Source organism: Spirillospora sp. NPDC046719, assembly GCF_040645715.1.
Lineage (GTDB): Bacteria > Actinomycetota > Actinomycetes > Streptosporangiales > Streptosporangiaceae > Spirillospora.
In genome coordinates, this window is sequence record NZ_JBEYYT010000066.1 from 13,435 (window position 1) to 32,431 (window position 18,997).

Sequence of the window (18,997 nt, forward strand, 5' to 3'; positions counted from 1 at the left end):
CGATGCCTCCGCCGGAACCTTGATCCTGGAACGCGCAGCGCCCACCCTTGACCGCCCCTTGCCCTCACCCCCGACACCCAGATCAGCCGACGAGGCGACGCGCCAAGCCGAGAAGTTCCGGTAGCCGCAGCACGCGGTCGAACCCCGGGAGGGGAACGTGAAGCGGTTCGATCCAGCGGGTCGGTATCGCGTCCAGGCCGTAGCGGGCGCCCGCGAGGCCGCCGGTGACCGCCGCGACGGTGTCGGTGTCGCCGCCGAGGTCGATCGCCGCCCGCACCGCCTCCTCGTAGCCGCCCGTGGTGCGCAGCGCCCAGACCGCCGAGCCCAGGCAGGGCCAGACGGCGCCGTTGAACTCGGTGGCCTGGTCGGGATGCCAGCCGGGTGCCAGGACGGCCGCGTACCGCTCCCGGTGCCCAGGAGGCACCGCGTCCAGGACGTCCGGGATCGCGGCGAGCGGGTCGGCGCCGTGAAGCGCGCGGCGGACGAGTTCGTGGAAGACGGCGGTGCCCTCCCACGCCGCGCGGTCGCCATGGGTCAGGGCGGCGATGCGGCGGGCCGCGTCCATGGTGGCCTGCTGCCCGTCGCGCGCGAAGAACACCGCCGACGTGGAGGCCCGCATCAACGACCCGTTTCCCGCGGCCCGCCGGTTGACCTGGAAGTGGACGGCGGCCGCCAGGTCCCACGGCATGCCGCTGGTGAGCACGTCCTCGGTCTGGAGGCCGATGTCCTTCGGCTCGGACGCGGCCCACCGCTGGAAGCGGGCGAAGACGTCCGGCAGGTCCAGCCCGCCCCGCTCGATCAGGGAGTCGGCGACCAGGACCGCCATCTGCGTGTCGTCCGTCGCCTCGCCCGGGTCCCAGCCACCGCCCCCGCACATCTCACCGCCCGCACCGGGCTCCGGGAAGCGAGCCGAGAAGGCGCCCGGCGGGCCGAACTCGAATGGGGCGCCCAGTGCGTCACCGACTGCTGCGCCGACGACCGCGCCGGTCGCTCGTTCGCTTGGCTTCGTCAGGGTGGGCTCCTGATTCAGGGGGTGTGGAGGTTCCAGTCGAGTTCCCAGCGTCGCAGGGTCCCGTCCGTGCTGGCGGAGAGCGCGAAGCGGGCGTCGGCGCTGATGGCGACGGCGTTCACCGCCCCGGTGTGGCCGTCGAGGACGCGCAGGCAGCGTCCGCCGCCGAGGTCCCAGATCCGCACGGCGGCGTCGGATCCGCCGGAGACGGCGAACCGGCCGTCCGGGGTGAACCGGACGCGCTTGGACCGGACCTTCGGCACCGAGTCGACGCCCCGGGGGTTGTCGGGCTCGTCGCCGAAGACGCGCAGGCACTCGCCGGTCGCGGTGTCCCACAGGCGGATCGTGCGGTCGGTGTATCCGCCGGCGGACAGGACGCGGCGGCCGTCCGGGCTCAGGCAGGCCGACATCACCCAGTTGGTGTGGCCGTGCAGAACGCGCAGGCACTCGCCGGTCTCGGGGTTCCACAGCCGCACCGTCCCGTCCGCTCCGGTGGACGCGATCAGTTCCGGTGCGGTGTGCAGCGCGGTGATCTTCCCGGTGTGGCCCGGCAGTTCCCGCTCGCACGCGCCGGTGTCGAGGTTCCAGATCCGGATCACCGCGTCCGCGCCGGCCACGACGGCGCGCCGCGCGTCCTGGTCGAACGCGGCGGCGCCGGCGCCCAGCGGGCCCAGGCGCTCGATCGTCTCGACGCGCTCGCCGGTCGGCAGCGCCCATGCGGAGACGGTTCCGTCGCGGCTCACGGCCGCGGCCCGCGAGCCGTCGCGGCTCACGGCGACGGCGTTGACGGCGCTCGGGTGCTTCGCGAACGTTCGCAGGCGGGTCCCGTTCTCCACGTCCCAGAGCCGGACGGTGCCGTCCTGCCCTCCGGCCACGGCGGTCCGGCCGTCCGGGTGCGGGTCCACCGAGACGGGCGCGGTGCCGGACTCGAAGACCCCGGCCGGCCATGCGGAGCGGAGCCCGGTCCTGGTCGCGGAGCGGCCGAGGTCCCGCCACGCTTCGAGCAGCCGCGGGTCCCGCTCGTGTCCGGGGACGGACCTGGCCTCGGCGAGCAGGGACAGGGCCGTCCGCGGGTCCGCTCCGCGGGCCCGGTCCATCAGGTCCGTCACCGTGGCGTCGAGTCCGCTCAGCTCGGCGTGCTCCCGCGGCCTGCTCAGCTGGAACGGCGCGGTGTACCGCGGGGGCACCGTCCACCAGTGCAGGCCGGACCGCCAGGCCGACAGCAGCACTCCCGTGTCCGGGACGAGGTGAGCCGCCCGCACCGGGCCGTCGCCCCGGTAGGTGCGCAGGCACTGCCCGCCGTCGAGCGTCCAGAGCCGGACGGTGTCGTCCGCGCCCACGGAGATCAGGAATCCGTCGGACATCGACAGCGAGCGGACGATCCGGGCGTGCCCGGGCAGGGTCCGGACGTCCCCCGTGCGGAGGTCCCAGAGGCGGATCCTCCCGCCCGCGGCGAGCGCCGCGCGGTTCCCGTCGGCGCTGAGGCAGACCTCGTCGACGGCCTTGAAGCCGTCGCGGACGCGTGCGTCCAGGACGCGGACGCAGCGGCCGGTCGCGACGTCCCAGAGCCGCGCCGTGCCGTCCGCGCGGCCGGCGGTGAGGACGAGCCGCCCTTCGGCGTCGAGCGCCGTGACAGCCCTGCCCTGGTGCCCGTCGATCGCGAGCCGGAGCCCGCCGCCGGGGAAGTCCCATACGAGCACGGTCCCGTCGTAGGCGGCCGACGCGGCGGTCCGCCCGTCGCCGGAGAGGCACACCGACGACGACCACAGGGCCCGGTTCCAGCCGTCCGGTGCGCCGATCGCCCGCAGGCGGCGTCCCCCGGCCAGGTCCCAGAAGTGCACGGCGTCCGGACCGGCCGTGATCGCGGAGCGGCCGTCGTCGCTGATGCCGAGGGTGAACTCGACGCCGGGGGCCGTCAGCTCCCTCAGGCAGCGGCCGTCGCCGACGTCCCACACGCGCAGCACGCCGTCGCAGGCGACGACCGCGCGCCGCCCGTCGCCGGTGAACCGGACGCCCATCGTCGGGGGCTGCCGCGGGATCCGCATGCCGTCGAACGTCTCGACGCGCTCCTGGTAGGAGTACCAGGGGATGCGGCGCGTGCCGCTCGACGGCCGGGACCGGGCGGCCCCGTCGCGGCCGAGCATCGCGTCCGCCCGGTCGTGGTCGCCGCGTTCGCGGTGCACCTGCGCCAGCAGGCGGTGGGCGTCGTCCGGGTCGGCGCCGGGGACCGTGGCGTCGAGGGCCGAGACGAGGTCCTCGTCGGTGCACTCGCCGCGCCGCCAGCGGAGCAGGCCGGCGTTGTAGGTGGCGTTGAGGTGCTGCGGGTCGGCGGCCAGCGCCGCTGCGAACGCCTCGCCCGCCTCGGCCGGGCGCCCGAGGTCGAGCAGGGACACGCCGCGGTTGCTGAGCTCGCCGGCCCGCAGGTCCGCGACGACCGGAGCCGGACGCGGGCGGGACGCCCCGGCCGCCCGCCGGTGGATCTCCGCGAGTTCGGCGGCGACCTGGGTCAGGGACGCGGGCCGTTCGGCCGGGTCCGGCTTCAGGCACCCGGCCAGCAGATCGGCCAGCTCCGGCGGCAGTCCGGGGATCCCCGGCACGGGATCCGCGCGACAGGCGGCGAGCGCGGCGCCCGCCGCCGTCCCCGACCTCCAGGCGAGCCCGCCGGTGAACATCTCCAGCACGGACACGGCGAAGCTGTAGATGTCGGTGCGCCGCCCGACGGGCAGCCCCGCAGCCTGCTCCGGCGAGGCATAGGCGGGGGTCAAGCCGCTGGTGGACACCATGATGCTCGCTTCCGGAGGGGTGTCCGAGTCCGTCGGGACGGGCGCCACCGGTCCGGCCACGGCCCGCGCCTTCGCCAGCCCGAAGTCGGTCACCTTCGCGACGGCCCCGTCCGGGGTGCCGTCCATCAGCACGTTGGCGGGCTTGACGTCCTGGTGCACGACCCCGCGGTCATGGGCGTGCGCCAGTCCCCACGCGAACTGCACCGCCACGTCCAGGATCCGGACGAGCGCCTCGTCCCGGCCGCCGCTGTACAGGCGGCGGTCATCGATCCAATCGCGCAGGCTGCCGCCGGGCACGTACTCGGCGAACACGCGGGGGACGCCGTCCAGGACGCGCACGTAATGGCAGCCGCACACGTTCGGGTGAAGGCCCAGCGACACCCAGATCTCCGCCTCGGCGATGAACCAGTCCCGCTGCGCCTCCCTCGCGAACAGCTCCGCGCGCGGGCACTTCACCGCCAGGTCCGTGGCCCACTCCAGGTGCCGGACCCGGTACACGACGCCCATCGCGCCGCCCTCGTGCACCTGGAGAACCTCGTAGCGCCCGTCGACGACCTGGCCGACCCGCCACGCGTCGCCCGCCGCCACCCGTCCCCGGTCCCCCGGTCGCATCGGGCCCACGGCCGGCGCCCTCGGCCGGTCAGCGGGCGGAGCCGGGGCCCGGGGCCGCACGGCCGGGCACGAACTCGGGCAGCGCCGCGAAGCCGGGGTCGACCGTCGCCGTGGCCGTCGCCCAGCGCACCCACGCCCGCACCCGCGACAGCGGATGGTCGGGGAACTGCGCGTCCCATGCCGGGTCGTCGCCGCGGTGGAACGGCAGCGCGCCCGTCACCTCGGGGGCGTAGGGATGCGGGAGCAGCCAGCCGTCCAGTCCGACGCCGAGCGTGGCCATGATCGTCGCCTCGCGCATCCCGGTGACGCCCCTCTCCGCGGCGGAGCAGCCGAACATCACGTACCGGTCGGCCTTGGCCAGGAAGATGTTCGCCATGAACACCTGACCGCTGGGCGCGTTCGGGATCGGCGCCTTCACCACCTGGCACACGCCGCGGACGCCGCCGAGGACCACCGGCTCGGCCTCGATGAGGCAGCCCATCTGCGCGTATCCGGCGGCCAGGTTGCGGCGCATGGCGGGGACGTCCTCCAGCCAGGCCGGCTCCCCCAGCTGCGAGTTCGTGACGTTCTGGGTGATCCAGTCGCCGGTCCCCGGATGCACCCAGGTCGTCTCGTCGACGCGCTGCAGGCCGGTCGTGTTGAAGGTGACGACCACGGCTCAGATCTCCTTGTCGGCCGAACCGGCGCCGCCTCGCCGGAGTGATCACACCCTACTCACGGGGCACCGCCTCGCGGGACCTTTCGGTCGACAGCGGAGGAGATGCGCAGCCGCGACACTCCACGCCGAACGCGCTCATGCCGGTTATGCATGTATAAGTGCCTCGTGACTGATTCGATCGAACTGGTGATCTTCGACTGCGACGGCGTGCTGGTCGACAGCGAGCCCATCGCGGTGCGCACCCACTCGGCGGTGCTGACCGCGCTGGGCTGGCCGCTGAGCGAGGCGGAGGTGACCGAGCGGTTCGTGGGCCGGTCGACCGCGTCGATCAACGAGCTGATCGAGGCGCGGCTCGGGCCGGAGCTGACCGCCGAGGCGGGCCGCCGGTTCGAGCGGCTGCACCGGGAGGCGGTGGACGCGGAGCTGGCGCCGGTCGACGGCATCGCCGAGGCGCTGGCGGCCATCACCCTGCCGACCTGCGTGGCGTCCAGCGGCAGCCACGAGAAGATGCGCCACACGCTCGGCCGGACCGGCCTGCACGGCCGCTTCGAGGGCCGGATCTTCAGCGCGACGCAGGTCGCGCAGGGCAAGCCCGCCCCCGACCTGTTCCTGTTCGCCGCCCGGGAGATGGGCGTCGACCCCGCCCGCTGCGTCGTGGTGGAGGACAGCCGCTACGGCGTGCAGGCGGCCCGCGCCGCCGGCATGCGCGTCCTCGGGTACGCGGGCGGCCTGACCCCGGCGGAATGGCTCGAAGGGCCGGGCACGGTCGTCTTCGACGACATGCGCGACCTCCCCCGGCTGCTCGGCCTGGCGGACGGCACCGCCGGCTACGCCGAGGCGGCGGACACGCTGGCGGAGCAGTACGAGAGCGTGGCGTTCGCCGACGTCCACGAGGAGGCGCTGCCGTTCCTGCCGGCCCCGCCCGCGCGCGTCCTCGACATCGGCGCCGGGACGGGCCGCGACGCCGCCGCGCTCGCCGGCCTCGGGCACCGGGTGGTCGCCGCCGAACCCGTCGCCGAGATGCGGGCGCACGGGCGGCGCCTGCACGCCGGCCGGCCGATCGAGTGGGTGGACGACCGGCTGCCCGACCTGCCCGCGCTGCGCGAGCGCGGCGACGAGTTCGACCTGGTGCTCCTCAGCGCCGTCTGGATGCACCTGGACGCCTCGGAACGCGCGCACGGCGTCAAGCGCCTCGCCGAGCTGCTCGCGCCGGACGCCACGGTCGTGCTGGTCGTCCGGCACGGCCCCGTCCCGCCGGGGCGCCGGATGTTCGACGTTCCGGCGGAGGAGACGATCGCGCTGGCCGAGAGCGTCGGCCTGCGCCTCGTCCACCGGGCGGACCGCCCCGACCTGCACGGCCGCCCCGGCGTCCGGATGACCACCTTCGTCCTGCGCCGCTGAGGGACCGCCGCCCTCCGCTTTGCAGGGAGTTTCCTGACAAGGGCCTTCCGGCCCTTCCGGAGGCTCGGCCGGGTTCCTAACCTGCTGGCAGGGAGAACGGCTGGAGGACGCCATGGGAACCGGCGGTATCGGGGAGCGGCTGAATCGCCTGCGGCGCTGCTGCGGATTCGACCGGAACGAGCTCCGGCGCGACGTGGACCGCGCCCAGTGGCTGATCGGGCTGGTCCTCCTGGCCGGATGCGCGGTGGTCGCCGCCCTGGTGTCGGTCCGCGTCGGCCAGGACGTCTACGGCGCCGGCGTCCGGACCGAGCACCGGGAGGCCGCGACGCTCCGGAGGGTCGAGGCCACCGTCACGGCGGCCGAGGAGCAGGTGTCGGGGCGCCAGGTGACGGTCACCTGGACCGACGCGAACGGGGCGCGGCGCACGGCCGGCTACCTGACCTGGCGGGCCGCCCCCGTGGGTGCGCGCCTGCACGTCTGGGCGGGTCCGCAAGGGGTCAGGGACGACCCGCCCCGGACGCACGCGCGGACCGTCAGCGACACCGCCGCCTACGAGCTCGGTTCGCTGGCGGCGGTGGGGCTGACGTTCGGCGGCCTGTACACGCTGGTCCGGCGCCGCTGCGACCGGCTCCGGGACGAGCGCTGGGACGCCGCCTTGGCCGGGCTCGACCGGCACAGCATCGGCCCCTGACCGGCACGCCATCGGCCGCTGACCGGACGGGCGGCCCTGGACGTCGAGGGGCCGCCGGTCAGGAGTCACGCAGCGGGACGCGCCAGACGAGGACGGTGCCGCCGGCCTGCCCGGGCCGGGTGCCGAACGAGCCGCCCTGCTTCTCGGCGCGCTCGTGCATGTTGCGCAGGCCGCTGCGGCGGCCGTCCTCGGGGATGCCGACCCCGTCGTCCTCCACCCGCAGGGTCAGCTCGTCGCCGACGTCCACGGCCACGGCGACCTGCCCCGCGCGGGCGTGCCGCGCGACGTTCGACAGGGCCTCCTGCAGCACCGCGAGCAGGTGCTCGCCGGTCTCGTCGTCGACCTCCGTGTCGAGCAGGCCGTCCACCCGCACGGACGGCGCGAACCCGAGGTGCTCGGCGGCGGCGTCGGCCACGGCGTGCACGCGGCCGCGCAGCGACTCCTCGCCGCCGGTCGCCTGCAGCGCGAAGATCGACGAGCGGATCTGCCGGATCGTGTCGTCGAGGTCGTCGACGGCGCGCTGGATCCGGGCCGCCACCTCCGGCCGCTGCGTGATCTTGATCGCGGCCATCAGCGTCATCGCGGTGGCGAACAGCCGCTGGATGACGGTGTCGTGCAGGTCCTTGGCGATGCGGTCGCGGTCCTCCAGCAGCGCGAGCCGCTCGGCGTCCCGGCGCCGGTCGGCCAGCTCCAGCGCCACCGCCGCCTGCCCGGCGAACGCCTCCAGCAGCCGCTGCGTCCCCTCGGAGAACACCGGCCCGCCCGGCGGGTTGACCACCGCGAGGACGCCCCGGGCCGACGAGCCCACGCCCAGCGGCACCACCAGCACCGGCCCGACCGGGACCTCGGCCGGCGCGCCCGCCTGCTGCGCCGCCTCCGCGCCGTCTGGCAGCCGCACGGCGACGCCCTCCCGGAACACCGTCCCGGCCACCGGGTGGTCCAGCGGCACGCGCAGCCCGCGCAGGCGGTCGGCGCCGGTGCCGTCGGCGGCCTCCACCATGAACGCGCGGCCGTCGTCCTCGGCCAGCGCCACGCTCGCCAGGCCGGCGTCGGCGATCTGGCGGGCGCGCTCGGCGACCAGCGAGGTGACCTCGTGGGGGTCGATGCCGGACAGCAGCGTCGTGGAGATCTCGGCCGACGCCTCCAGCCACCGCTCGCGGCGCCGCCCCTCCTCGTACAGCCGGGCGTTCTCGATCGCGACGCCGGCGGCCGTGGCCAGCGCGGTCACCACGATCTCGTCCTCTTCCTCGAACTCCCCGCCGCCGGCCTTCTCGGTCAGGTAGAGGTTGCCGAACACCTCGTCGCGGACCCGGACGGGCACGCCGAGGAACGTCCGCATCGGCGGATGGTTCGCCGGGAACCCGTACGACTCGGGATGGTCGCTCAGGTCCGGGAGCCGCAGCGGGCGCGGCTCCTTGATCAGCAGTCCCAGGATGCCCTTGCCGTCCGGCCAGTGCCCGATCCGGGCGATCTCCTCATCGCCGACGCCCACGGTGACGAACTGGACGAGCCGCTCCCCCTCCTCGCCGATCACTCCCAGCGCGCCGTAGCGCGCGTCGACCAGCGTGGTCGCGGCGTGGATGATCCGCTGGAGAACCGTCTCCAGGTCCAGCTCGCCGCCGATGGAGACGACGGCCTCCAGCAGGGCGTGCACCCGGTCACGGGTCGACCGCGCCGCCTCCAGCCGCGTCTGAAGTTCCGCCAGGAGATCGTCCAGCTGCAACTGCGGCAGGAGCAGCCGGGCACGGTCCTCGCCCGGCCGGGAATCGTCGCCCACGCCCCCAGTATCCCCGACCCGCGGCGGCGGGACCCGGTGGCGCCCGGCGGCGGGGCCGCACGCCCTCCGGCACCGAGCAGGTGCGGACGGTCGGGATCGGGTGCGCAGGGGTCAGGCGGCGGACGGGACGATGGCGACCGCGCAGGGGGCGTGCTGGAGCATCGCCGAGCTGGTCGCGCCGAGGAGCAGCGGGCCGAGACCGCCGGCGCCGCGGTCCCCGACCACCAGCAGATCGGCGTCCTCCGCCGCCTCCAGCAGGGCCTCGCGGGGGCGGTCCATGACCACCGAGGCCCGGAGGTCGACCTTCGGGTAGCGGTGCCGCCAGGGCGCGACGGCCCGCTCCAGCGTCACGGCCCTGACCTGGGCGAGCCGCTCCTTGTCGGCGAACAGGGCCAGCTCCGCCTCGTCGACCGCCCACGGCTCCCAGACCCCGAACACGACCCGAAGGCCCCATTCGCGCGACGCGGCCTCCTCCATAGCGAAGCCCAGCGCGGCGTCACCGCCCGCGGATCCGTCCACGCCCGCGACGACGAGGCCGTGGGCACGGCCGTAGTGGCGGACCGCCACCACGGGACGGCGCGCCCGCGCCGGCAGCCGCACCGCGGTCGACCCGACCGGCAGATGGTGCCGCTCCCCGGAGCCGATCACGATCAGTTCCGCGTCCCCGGCCTCGTGCAGCAGCGCGTCCGCCACCGGTCCGGCCCTCAGCCGCCCGCCGACGGCGCCCGGGGCACCGAGCTCGGCCGCGCGCGCCTCCCCGCGCTCGAGGAGCTTCTCCCCCGCCCGCTTGATGATCGCCTCCACGTCGTCGTCCACGTGGTCCGCGGCGTACGGCCAGTGCCAGCAATGGCACAGCACCAGGTCCAGCCCGCGCAGGCGCGCCTCGTCGACCGCCCACCGCAGGGCGGCCCCGGTGCCCTCGGTGGCGTCGTAGCCCAGCAGGACGTGCGGTCGTTGGGCCCTGTCCAGTCCGTCCATTCCCAACACATCTCCCCCCTGAGGCGGCTGTAACGGACGGAGCACCCGGACCCGGAGATCATGTCCCGGCCGGGCCATGATGGGGTGGGAGCGGCCCCCGCCGCCCAGGGAAAGGCATCCCCATGCGCGTCATCTCGGAGCAGCACCTCGCCCGCGTCCTGGCCGGGCTGCCGGGGCGTCCGAGGATCGTGGCGGGCGGCAACTTCGCCGCGCCGCGGCGCGCTCTGGAGATCGCGGACGCGGCGATGGGCGAGTACCGGCTGTTCATGCTCAACGCGCAGGGCGACCTTCCCGACCGCGAGGGGGTCGACCTCGAGACGCCGTTCGTCGGGGCCGGGATGCGCGGCCGCGCGAACCTGCGGTACTTCCCGTCGCGGCTGTCGCTGGTCCCGAACCTGCTCAAGGAGTCGCTGCCGCCGGAGGTGGTGATCGTGCAGACCTCGACGCCGTCCGCCGGGACCGTCTCCCTGGGCATCGAGGTCAACATCCTCCCGGCGGCCATCGAGGCCGCGCGGGCCCGCGGCGGCCTGGTCATCGCCCAGCTCAACCCGCGGATGCCCTACACCTTCGGCGACGCCGTCCTGGCGGAGGACGAGATCGACTACGCGATCGAGGCCGACGAGCCGCTCGCGACGCCGGTGCCGCGGCCGCCCGGCGAGGTCGCCCACCTGATCGGCGAGCGGGTCGCGCGGCTCGTCCCCGAGCACGCCACGCTGCAGCTCGGCATCGGCGCGGTCCCGGACGCGGTGCTCGCGTCCCTCCTGGACCGCCGGGGCCTCGGCGTCTGGTCGGAGATGTTCAGCGACGGCGTGCTGGCGCTGGAGAAGGCCGGCGCGCTCGACACCGGGACCCCCATCACCGCCTCGTTCGCCTTCGGCGGCCGGGAGCTCTACGACTGGGCCGACCGCAACGACCGGATCCGGATGCTGCGCACCGAGAAGACCAACGACCCGAGCCTCATCGCCCGCAGGCCGCGCATGGTCGCGGTGAACTCCGCGCTCCAGGTGGACCTGTTCGCCCAGGCCAACGCCAGCCGCGTGCGCGGGACGATCTACTCCGGCTTCGGCGGGCAGACCGACTTCGTCGTCGGGGCGCTGCACTCCCCCGGCGGGCGCGCCGTCATCGCCCTGCCGTCCTGGCATCCCCGCGCGGACGTCTCCACGGTCATCGCGCGGCTGGCCGGGCCGGTGACCTCGTTCCAGCACAGCTACATCGTCAGCGAGCAGGGCACGGCCACCGTCTGGGGCAACGACGCCGCGTCGCAGGCCGAGCAGATCATCGACAACGTCGCGCACCCGTCCGCCCGGGACGGGCTGCGCGAGCAGGGCCGCGAACTCGGCGTCCTGCGCCCCTGACGGCCGGGTCGGCCCGGTCGGCTCGAAAACCCCAGGGCGGTCAGGCGAGGGTGAGGAAGAGCTTCTCCAGCTGAGCCCGGTCCACCGCGGCCTGGGCCGGGTCGTCGCCCTGGGCGAGGCACTGCTCCAGGCCCGTGGCGATGATCTTGAATCCGGCCCGGTTCAGCGCCCGGGAGACAGCGGCGAGCTGCGTGATCACGTCCTTGCAGTCGCGCTCGTTCTCGATCATCTGGATCACGCCGCCGAGCTGCCCCTGGGCGCGCTTCAACCGCACGATGACGTCGGCCAGTGAATCCCGTTCGAGCTCCATGCGTCCCCCCTCCTGGTTACCCCCCAGGGTATCCGCCCCGGCCGCCTCCGGCACCGGGAAAGGTGCCTCCACCTGCGGTCCCACTGTGACATTCGATACCCCAGGGGGTATTTGCCGGGGGCGCCGACCAGGGGCTAACCTGGGCCGAAAGATACCCCCTGGGGTATCCAGCATCGGAGGAGGGCCACGTTGATCGAGATCGTCTCCATTGACACGCCGACCCTGGGCGACCGCGGCTACCTGGTCACGGACGGGCGGGTCGCGTTCGTCGTGGACCCGCAGCGCGACATCGACCGGGTCCTGGACCTGGCGGGCGAGCGGGGCGTCACCGTCACGGACGTCTTCGAGACCCACATCCACAACGACTACGTGACCGGCGGGCTCGCGCTCGCGCGGGCGACCGGGGCCGCCTACCACGTCAACGCCGAGGACCCCGTCGCGTTCGACCGTCACCCGGTGGGGGACGGCGACGTCGTCGAGATCGGCGAGGACATGCGCGTCCGCGCGATCGCGACGCCTGGCCACACCTTCACCCACCTGTCGTACGTGCTGGAGGCGCCCGGACGCGCCCCCGCCGTCTTCACCGGCGGATCCCTGCTGTACGGCTCGACCGGCAGGCCCGACCTGCTCGGGCCGGAGCACACCGACGCGCTCGTCCACGCCCAGTACGGGTCCGCCCACCGGCTGGCGGACGAGCTCCCAGAGGACGCGGAGATCTTCCCGACGCACGGGTTCGGCAGCTTCTGCTCCTCCACGCAGTCGCAGGCCACCGCGTCCACCATCGGGCAGGAGAAGGGCGCGAACCCGGTGCTGACCCTGGAGGAGCGCGAGTACGTCGAGACGCTGCTCGCCGGGCTCGACGCCTACCCGGCCTATTACGCCCACATGGACCCGGCGAACACCGCCGGCCCGGACGCCCCGGACCTGTCCGAGCCGCACCGCGCGGACGCCGCGGAGATCCGCGACCGGATCGACGCCGGGGAATGGGTGGTGGACCTGCGCAGCCGCACGGCCTTCGCGGCCGGGCACGCGGCGGGCGCGCTCAACTTCGGGCTCGACGGCGCCTTCGCCACCTACCTCGGCTGGCTGATCCCCTGGGGGACGCCGGTGACCCTGCTGGGCGCGACGGCCGAGGACGTCGCGACCGCGCAGCGGGAGCTGGTCCGCATCGGCATCGACCGGCCCGCCGCGGCCGCCACCGGCGGCCCGGAGGACTGGTCGTCCGGCGCCCCGAGCACGCTGCCGACGGCGACGTTCGCCGATCTGGCGTCCGTCCGCCACCACCGCCCGGTCGTGGTCCTGGACGTCCGCCGCGACCAGGAGTGGTCCGGGTCCCGGATCGACGGCGCGGTGCACGTCCCGCTGCACGACCTGCTCCGGCGCCTGGACGACGTCCCGGCGGGCGAGGTCTGGGTGCACTGCCAGAGCGGCTACCGGGCGTCCATCGCCGCGTCGATCCTGGCCGCCGCCGGCCGCCGGGTCGTGGCGATCGACGACGAGTACCGCACCGACTCCCTTACCGGCCTTCCGATCGTCGCGGCCGCCTGACACCGAGGAGAACCTCCGATGCCCCTGTCCCCTGCCCGGCTCGACGCCGCGGCGCTCCGCGAGCGCCTGGCCCAACCCGATCCGCCGCGGCTGCTGGACGTGCGCACGCCCGCCGAGTTCGCGTCCGTGCACATCCCCGGCTCGTACAACGTCCCGCTTGACCTGCTGCGCGAGCACCGGGACGAGCTCGGCCGCCGGCTCGGCGAGACCGTGCTGGTCTGCCGCAGCGGCGCCCGCGCGGCGCAGGCCGAACGCGCCCTGGCCGAGGCCGGGCTGACCGGCGTGCACGTCCTCGACGGCGGCATCACCGCCTGGGAGGCGTCGGGCGCCCCGGTGAACCGCGGCCGCGCCGCCTGGGACCTCGAACGCCAGGTGCGCCTCGTCGCCGGGTCGCTCGTGCTCGTCGGGGTCCTCGGCGGCCTCGCCGTGCCCGCCCTGCGCTGGCTGGCCGCCGCGATCGGCGCGGGGCTGACCGTCGCGGCGCTGACCAACACCTGCGCGATGGGGATGCTGCTGGCGCGCCTGCCGTTCAACCGGGGGCCCGCGTGCGGCACCGACGCCGTCGAGCGCCTCGTCCGGGACGGGGGTCCCGGATGACCCTCGCCCTCACTCTCGCCGCCGCGGTCGCCGTCGGCCTCACCCTGGGCCTGCTGGGAGGCGGCGGGTCGATCCTGACCGTCCCGGTCCTGGTGTACCTGGCGGGCGTCGCCCCGGAGCGGGCCATCGCCATGTCCCTGTTCGTCGTCGGTGTGACCAGCGCGGTCAGCGTGCTCCCGCACGCGCGCGCGGGACGGGTGCGATGGCGCACCGGCCTGCTGTTCGGCGCCGCGGGCATGGCGGGCGCCTACCTGGGCGGACGGCTCGCGGCGTTCCTCCCCGCGGGGGTGCTGCTGGCGGGCTTCGGCGTGATGATGGCGATGACCGCGTTCGCGATGCTGTGCGGGGGCTCGCGCGCCCGTCCCGGGGCCCCGGGCGACGCCCCGCGTCCCCGGCCGGCGGCCCGGACCCTGCTGAACGGCGCCGTGGTCGGGCTGGTCACCGGCCTGATCGGCGCGGGCGGCGGGTTCCTGATCGTGCCCGCGCTCGTCCTGCTGGGCGGGCTGGCCCTGCCCGCCGCCGTCGGCACCTCGCTGCTGGTCATCTCGGCCAACTCGTTCGCGGGCCTGGCCGGGCACCTGCAGAGCGTCCACCTCGACTGGCGCCTCACCCTCGCGGTGACCGGCGTCGCCGTGGCCGGCAGCCTCGCCGGCTCGCGGCTCACCGGCCGCGTCGAGCCGGACCGGCTCCGCCGCGTCTTCGGCTGGTTCGTCGTGGCGATGGCCGTGTTCGTGGTCACCGAGCAGATCCCGGACGGGGCGCGCCACGCGCTGCTCGGCACGCCGCCCGGCTGGGGCGCCTTCGCCGGGACCCTGCTGGCCCTGGCCGCCGGAGCCTCGCTGCTCTGCCGGACGATACGCCCCGCCGGTCCCGATCACGCCTCCCGCTGATCCGCCGGGGCCTCTGCACCGGCCGGAACGCCGATGAGGTCGCGCTCCTCCGGCCGACGGGTCAGCCTCCCGGGCCGAACAGTGCGGTGAGCAGTTCGGCGCCCTCATCGGGGGCGCGTACCTCCAGGTGCAGCACCGGGCCGTCGAGATGCAGCCGGAAGTCGAAGAACGGGCAGCACCGCTGCTCGGCGGCGGCGAGCGCCATGATGCCGGTGGCGCGGTCGGCGGGCACGGTGAGCCGGACCCCGTCCTCGATCCGGCGGCTTGCGCCGTCACCGATCAGCCGCCGCCACTGCTCGGTCCGCTCGCCTAGAGCGTCGCCCTTCAGCGAGCAGGCGACCGGAGCGGTCCGCCACCGTTCGCTCCCGCTACCGCTCCCGGCGGAAGCGTCGTGGACGAGCGGTGACGCCGGGGAGACCGGCGTGCCGGCGGGCGGGAACCCGCACTCGTCGTCGCAGGGACCCGCCCGGTCCGGCAGCCCGTCCAGCCGCTCCAACGCCCGGCGCAGGACGCCGATGAACGCCGCCAGCTCGGCGGCGCGCGCACGCGCCTCGGACGCGTGCTCCGCGATGCGCGGGCGGAGATCGGCCTTCACCTCCGCGCACGCCCCCGACTCCCACACCGGGAGCAGCTCCGCCACCTCCTCCAGCCGCAGGCCGAGGTTCTTGGCGGCGCCGATGAACGCCAGGCGCTCCACCGCCTCCTCGCCGTAGAGGCGGTACCCGGCCGCGGACCGATCGGCCCGCAGCAGGCGGGCGGTCTCGTAGAACCGCAGGGTGGTGGCCGGGACGCCGGAGCGCTCGGCGAGCTGGGAGATCCGCATCGTCCGCACACCCGGACGGTAGACCTTCGACCCGGCTCGAAGGTCAAGGGCGCATGCCGCGGCGCGGTCCGTACCGCGCCGGGCGTAGGCCGGGTGTCGCCGCCGGGCCGATGCCCGCCGGACGTCCGGCCTGGATCCTGGCGGTCATCGCCACCGGACACCCGCCGCGCTCGGGCGGCCCCGGTCCGTCCCGAAGGAGCCGATCATGACCGTGCGTCCCACCCGCGATCGAGGGCAGGAGCCCCCGCACGCCCCCGGTGATGCGGCCGAGGAGGCGGCCGTCGTGACCGGCGAGCGGCCTGGCCGACGGACGGCGCGGGCGTGGCGGCTCTCCCGGCGGTGGCGGCGCGCCACGCTGGTCGTCCATCTGCTGTCGGCCGGCGCGTGGTTCGGCATCGACGTGATCGTCGCGGTGCTGGTGCTGACCGGCTGGTTCGCCTCCGACGTGGAGGTGCGGAGCCTGGCGTACCGGGCGCTGGCGGAGTTCGCGGCGGTGCCGATGCTGCTGTCCGGGTTGCTCTGCCTCGTGACGGGCCTGCTGCTCGGCCTGGGCGGCAAGTGGGGGCTGCTGCGCTACTGGTGGGTGGCGGTCAAGCTCACGCTCAACCTGCTCCTCTGCGTCCTCATTCTCGTCGTGCTCCAGCCGGGCATGGACGCGGTCGCGGACTACGGGGAGCAGCTCCTGGTCGGGACGCCGTCCAGCGACAAGGTGAAAACGCTCTTCTTCCCGCCCGCGGTGTCGCTCTCCACGCTCGCGTTCGCCACGGTCCTCGCCGTGTACAAGCCGTGGGGGCGGCTCCGCCGGGAACGCGGCTCCTCGTGAAGGGGGTGCCGGCGCGGCGCCCTTGCTACGCTAACGTACTAGTTCGTCCATAAAGAGGGGGCGTATCGCGCCATGCGCAGGTCAATCGCGACCGTGTCGCTCAGCGGCTCGCTTGCGGACAAGCTCACCGCGATCGGCGGCGCCGGCTTCGACGGCGTGGAGATCTTCGAGAACGACCTGCTCGTCAGCGACCTGAGCCCCGAGGACGTCCGGGAGCGCGCGGCGGACCTCGGCCTGGCCGTCGAGCTGTACCAGCCGTTCCGCGACTTCGAGGCGGTGCCTCCGGACCTGCTCGCCGGGGGGCTGCGCCGCGCGGAGCACAAGTTCGCCGTGATGGAGCGGCTCGGCGCGCGGCAGATGCTGGTGTGCTCGAACGTCTCCCCGGCCGCGATCGACGACGACGTGCTCGCCGCCGAGCAGCTGCGGCTGCTCGCGGAACGCGCGGCGGAACACGGGATCAGGATCGCCTACGAGGCGCTCGCGTGGGGACGGCACGTCAGCGACTACGCGCACGCCTGGCGCATCGTCCGCATGGCCGACCACCCCGCCCTCGGACTGTGCCTGGACAGCTTCCACATCTCGGCCCGGGACGTCGACCCGTACGCCATCCGCGCCATACCCGGCGCCAAGATCTTCTTCCTGCAGCTCGCCGACGCTCCCTCGCTCCCGATGGACGTCCTCTATTGGAGCCGCCATTACCGGTGCTTCCCCGGCCAGGGCGACATGGACGTGGCGGGTCTCGTCGCGTACGTCCTGCGGACGGGCTACGACGGGCCCCTGTCGCTGGAGGTGTTCAACGACATCTTCCGGCAGGCGGCGTCCATGCGGACGGCGCAGGACGCCATGCGCTCCCTCATCGCGCTGGAGGAGCAGGTCGGCCAGCGCGCCGGCGGCCCGGTGGCGGGGCTGACGTCGCCGCCCCGTCCGGTCGTGCCGAGCGGCTTCGCGTTCGCCGAGCTGGCGGCCCCGTCCGCCGCCCCGCTCGGGGACCTGCTGGAGGCCCTCGGGTTCGTCCGCACCGGCGTGCACTCCGGCAAGCCGGTAGAGCTCTGGGAGCAGGGCGCCGCCCGCGTGCTGGTGAACAGCGGGAGCGCGGAGAGCCCGGACGGCCCGGCGCTCGGCGCGATCGGCCTGGAGTCGCCGGACCCGGCCGCGTCGGTCAAGCGCGCCGAGGCGCTGCTCTCCCCCGTCCTGCCGCGGATGCGGGGACCGCACGACGCCCCGCTGGACGCCGTCGCCGCACCGGACGGGACCGAGGTGTTCTTCTGCCGGACGGCGCGTCCCGACCATCCGAGCTGGACCGACGACTTCTCCGCCGACCGGCGGAGCCCCGCCCCGGCCACCGGTGGGATCACCCACATCGACCACGTGGCGCTCACCCAGCCGTGGCACCACTTCGACGAGGCGTCGCTGTTCTACCGGAGCGTCCTGGGCCTCCGCCCCCACGAGAGCCTCGAACTGCCGGACCCGTACGGGCTGATGCGCAGCCGGGCGGTGTCCACCGAGGACGGCGGGGTGCGGGTCGCGCTCAACGTCGCGCACGTCGGCGCGCACGACGGGTCGCACGACCTGGCGTGGCAGCACGTCGCGTTCGCCAGCGGCGACATCGTGGCGACCGCGCGCCGGTTCCGCGCGTCGGGCGGCCCGATGCTCGCGATCCCGGAGAACTACTACGACGACCTCGAAGCCCGCCACGACCTCGGCGCGGAAAGGCACCGGCTGCTCCGCGAGCTGGGCCTGCTGTACGACCGGGACGAGCACGGCGAGTTCCTGCACTTCTACACCGAGACGACCGGCCGCGTCTTCTTCGAGATCGTCCAGCGGATCGGCGGCTACCGGGGCTACGGCGCCGTCAACGCGCCCGTCCGGCTCGCCGCGCAGCACGCCCGGCCGCGCCGCCGCGCGGGCTAGCCCCCGGCGGGCGCCGCCCCGGGACCACTCGTGGTCAGCGAGCGGGGCGGGCGCCGGGAGCACCATAAGATGTGTCCTCGTCCGCACCCCTCTCCTGGAGTCACATGCCGTCGCACTCCGTCACATCCGCCTCGGGAGAGCGCCAGCGCGACGCCGACCGCACCCGCGCGGAGATCCTGGAGGTCGCGCAGCGGGAGTTCGCGCGGCACGGGTACGCCGGCGCCCGGGTGGACGACATGGCGGCGCTCATGCGCACCACCAAGCGGATGATCTACTACTACTTCGGCGGCAAGGAGAAGCTGTACGTCGCGGTGCTGGAGAAGGCGTACGGCGAGGTGCGCAAGCTGGAGTCGACGATCGACGTCCAGCACCTGGCGCCGGTGGAGGCGATCCGCACGCTGGCCGAGCTGACGTTCGACCACCACGAGGCGCATCCGGACTTCATCAAGCTCGTCAGCATCGAGAACATCCACCAGGCCGAGCACCTGCGCAAGTCGGAGGCGCTGCCGAACCTCAGCGGCCCGGTGGCGGAGCTGATCTCGCAGATCCTCGACGCCGGCCGCGCCTCCGGCGACTTCGTCGCCGAGGCGGACGCCATCGACGTGCACATGATGATCAGCTCCTTCTGCTTCTTCCGGATCGCGAACCAGCACACGTTCGGCGCGCTGTTCGGGCGGGACATGACGGCGCCCGAGCACCGGGAGCGGCACCGCGAGATGATCGGCGAGATGGTCGTGGCCTACCTGACCGGCGCGGGACGCGGCGGACCCGCGCGCGGCCCCGGCCGCGGCGGGCCCGCGCAGAACGGGCCCGGTCGCGGCGGCTCCTAGC

At 74.7% G+C, this 18,997-nt stretch carries 16 protein-coding genes; 9 read left to right on the forward strand and 7 right to left on the reverse strand.

The window, feature by feature from the left end; translation table 11 throughout:
* Nucleotides 1-82 precede the first annotated feature (82 nt).
* Genes ABZ914_RS14525 through ABZ914_RS14535 form a run of 3 tightly spaced genes read right to left on the reverse strand, consistent with a single transcriptional unit; the run spans nt 83 to nt 5,059 of the window.
* A complete protein-coding gene (locus ABZ914_RS14525) occupies nt 83-1,060 on the reverse strand; it encodes an ADP-ribosylglycohydrolase family protein (protein WP_500193422.1) in 978 nt (325 codons plus the stop codon).
* Nucleotides 1,027-4,404 carry a WD40 repeat domain-containing serine/threonine protein kinase gene (locus tag ABZ914_RS14530; protein ID WP_500193423.1) on the reverse strand — a complete coding sequence of 1,126 codons (3,378 nt, stop codon included), beginning with the start codon at nt 4,402-4,404 and terminating at the stop codon, nt 1,027-1,029. The genes ABZ914_RS14525 and ABZ914_RS14530 overlap by 34 nt, the downstream gene beginning before the upstream one ends.
* Before the next feature lie 28 nt (nt 4,405-4,432).
* The gene (locus ABZ914_RS14535; protein ID WP_500193408.1) at nt 4,433-5,059 is read right to left on the reverse strand and encodes a hypothetical protein; all 627 of its coding nucleotides are present in this window, start codon (nt 5,057-5,059) and stop codon (nt 4,433-4,435) included.
* Between the two features lie 168 nt (nt 5,060-5,227).
* Between ABZ914_RS14535 and ABZ914_RS14540 the strand changes: the two genes are divergently transcribed.
* Nucleotides 5,228-6,463 carry an HAD-IA family hydrolase gene (locus ABZ914_RS14540; protein ID WP_500193409.1) on the forward strand — a complete coding sequence of 412 codons (1,236 nt, stop codon included), beginning with the start codon at nt 5,228-5,230 and terminating at the stop codon, nt 6,461-6,463.
* Nucleotides 6,464-6,575: 112 nt separating this feature from the next.
* Nucleotides 6,576-7,154: an Rv1733c family protein gene (locus tag ABZ914_RS14545; protein ID WP_500193410.1), complete on the forward strand. Its 579-nt coding sequence runs from the start codon at nt 6,576-6,578 to the stop codon at nt 7,152-7,154.
* A gap of 58 nt (nt 7,155-7,212) precedes the next feature.
* On the opposite strand, the gene ABZ914_RS14550 is transcribed toward ABZ914_RS14545, so the two are convergent.
* Entirely contained in the window at nt 7,213-8,931 is a 1,719-nt protein-coding gene (locus ABZ914_RS14550) for a sensor histidine kinase (RefSeq protein WP_500193411.1), read from the reverse strand.
* Nucleotides 8,932-9,042: 111 nt separating this feature from the next.
* The gene (locus tag ABZ914_RS14555; protein ID WP_500193412.1) at nt 9,043-9,909 is read right to left on the reverse strand and encodes a universal stress protein; all 867 of its coding nucleotides are present in this window, start codon (nt 9,907-9,909) and stop codon (nt 9,043-9,045) included.
* Between the two features lie 122 nt (nt 9,910-10,031).
* Between ABZ914_RS14555 and ABZ914_RS14560 the strand changes: the two genes are divergently transcribed.
* Nucleotides 10,032-11,264, forward strand: a complete 1,233-nt coding sequence (locus tag ABZ914_RS14560) for an acetyl-CoA hydrolase/transferase family protein (protein ID WP_500193413.1) — start codon at nt 10,032-10,034, stop codon at nt 11,262-11,264.
* A gap of 40 nt (nt 11,265-11,304) precedes the next feature.
* Here the strand turns inward: ABZ914_RS14560 and ABZ914_RS14565 are convergent, their stop codons facing one another.
* Nucleotides 11,305-11,574 (reverse strand): metal-sensitive transcriptional regulator, encoded by a 270-nt coding sequence (locus tag ABZ914_RS14565; RefSeq protein WP_190851549.1) that lies wholly within the window; start codon nt 11,572-11,574, stop codon nt 11,305-11,307.
* Between the two features lie 189 nt (nt 11,575-11,763).
* Between ABZ914_RS14565 and ABZ914_RS14570 the strand changes: the two genes are divergently transcribed.
* Genes ABZ914_RS14570 through ABZ914_RS14580 form a run of 3 tightly spaced genes read left to right on the forward strand, consistent with a single transcriptional unit; the run spans nt 11,764 to nt 14,609 of the window.
* Nucleotides 11,764-13,122 carry an MBL fold metallo-hydrolase gene (locus ABZ914_RS14570; RefSeq protein WP_500193414.1) on the forward strand — a complete coding sequence of 453 codons (1,359 nt, stop codon included), beginning with the start codon at nt 11,764-11,766 and terminating at the stop codon, nt 13,120-13,122.
* A gap of 18 nt (nt 13,123-13,140) precedes the next feature.
* Nucleotides 13,141-13,719, forward strand: coding sequence for a rhodanese-like domain-containing protein (locus ABZ914_RS14575; protein ID WP_500193416.1), 579 nt, complete (start codon nt 13,141-13,143; stop codon nt 13,717-13,719).
* Complete coding sequence (locus tag ABZ914_RS14580) at nt 13,716-14,609, forward strand: sulfite exporter TauE/SafE family protein (protein WP_500193417.1); 894 nt, start codon at nt 13,716-13,718, stop codon at nt 14,607-14,609. Before ABZ914_RS14575 ends, ABZ914_RS14580 begins: the two co-directional genes overlap by 4 nt.
* 61 nt (nt 14,610-14,670) lie before the next feature.
* On the opposite strand, the gene ABZ914_RS14585 is transcribed toward ABZ914_RS14580, so the two are convergent.
* Nucleotides 14,671-15,432 carry a MerR family transcriptional regulator gene (locus ABZ914_RS14585; RefSeq protein WP_500193424.1) on the reverse strand — a complete coding sequence of 254 codons (762 nt, stop codon included), beginning with the start codon at nt 15,430-15,432 and terminating at the stop codon, nt 14,671-14,673.
* 205 nt (nt 15,433-15,637) lie between these two features.
* Between ABZ914_RS14585 and ABZ914_RS14590 the strand changes: the two genes are divergently transcribed.
* The 3 genes from ABZ914_RS14590 (at nt 15,638) to ABZ914_RS14600 (ending at nt 18,996) form a co-directional block, all read left to right on the forward strand.
* Nucleotides 15,638-16,255, forward strand: a complete 618-nt coding sequence (locus tag ABZ914_RS14590; RefSeq protein ID WP_500193418.1) for a hypothetical protein — start codon at nt 15,638-15,640, stop codon at nt 16,253-16,255.
* Nucleotides 16,256-16,327: 72 nt separating this feature from the next.
* On the forward strand, nt 16,328-18,166 hold the full coding sequence (locus ABZ914_RS14595) for a bifunctional sugar phosphate isomerase/epimerase/4-hydroxyphenylpyruvate dioxygenase family protein (protein WP_500193419.1): 1,839 nt from the start codon (nt 16,328-16,330) through the stop codon (nt 18,164-18,166).
* Nucleotides 18,167-18,270: 104 nt separating this feature from the next.
* Complete coding sequence (locus tag ABZ914_RS14600; RefSeq protein WP_500193420.1) at nt 18,271-18,996, forward strand: TetR/AcrR family transcriptional regulator; 726 nt, start codon at nt 18,271-18,273, stop codon at nt 18,994-18,996.
* Nucleotide 18,997 lies beyond the last annotated feature (1 nt).

Bases quoted from the DNA above. Each gene is read 5' to 3' on its own strand.
- ABZ914_RS14600 (WP_500193420.1), top strand. From the start codon at position 18,271: ATGCCGTCGCACTCCGTCACATCCGCCTCGGGAGAGCGCCAGCGCGAC.
- ABZ914_RS14565 (WP_190851549.1), bottom strand. From the start codon at position 11,574: ATGGAGCTCGAACGGGATTCACTGGCCGACGTCATCGTGCGGTTGAAG.
- ABZ914_RS14555 (WP_500193412.1), bottom strand. From the start codon at position 9,909: ATGGACGGACTGGACAGGGCCCAACGACCGCACGTCCTGCTGGGCTAC.
- ABZ914_RS14545 (WP_500193410.1), top strand. From the start codon at position 6,576: ATGGGAACCGGCGGTATCGGGGAGCGGCTGAATCGCCTGCGGCGCTGC.
- ABZ914_RS14575 (WP_500193416.1), top strand. From the start codon at position 13,141: ATGCCCCTGTCCCCTGCCCGGCTCGACGCCGCGGCGCTCCGCGAGCGC.
- ABZ914_RS14530 (WP_500193423.1), bottom strand. From the start codon at position 4,404: ATGCGACCGGGGGACCGGGGACGGGTGGCGGCGGGCGACGCGTGGCGG.
- ABZ914_RS14585 (WP_500193424.1), bottom strand. From the start codon at position 15,432: ATGCGGATCTCCCAGCTCGCCGAGCGCTCCGGCGTCCCGGCCACCACC.
- ABZ914_RS14560 (WP_500193413.1), top strand. From the start codon at position 10,032: ATGCGCGTCATCTCGGAGCAGCACCTCGCCCGCGTCCTGGCCGGGCTG.
- ABZ914_RS14590 (WP_500193418.1), top strand. From the start codon at position 15,638: ATGACCGTGCGTCCCACCCGCGATCGAGGGCAGGAGCCCCCGCACGCC.
- ABZ914_RS14595 (WP_500193419.1), top strand. From the start codon at position 16,328: ATGCGCAGGTCAATCGCGACCGTGTCGCTCAGCGGCTCGCTTGCGGAC.
- ABZ914_RS14580 (WP_500193417.1), top strand. From the start codon at position 13,716: ATGACCCTCGCCCTCACTCTCGCCGCCGCGGTCGCCGTCGGCCTCACC.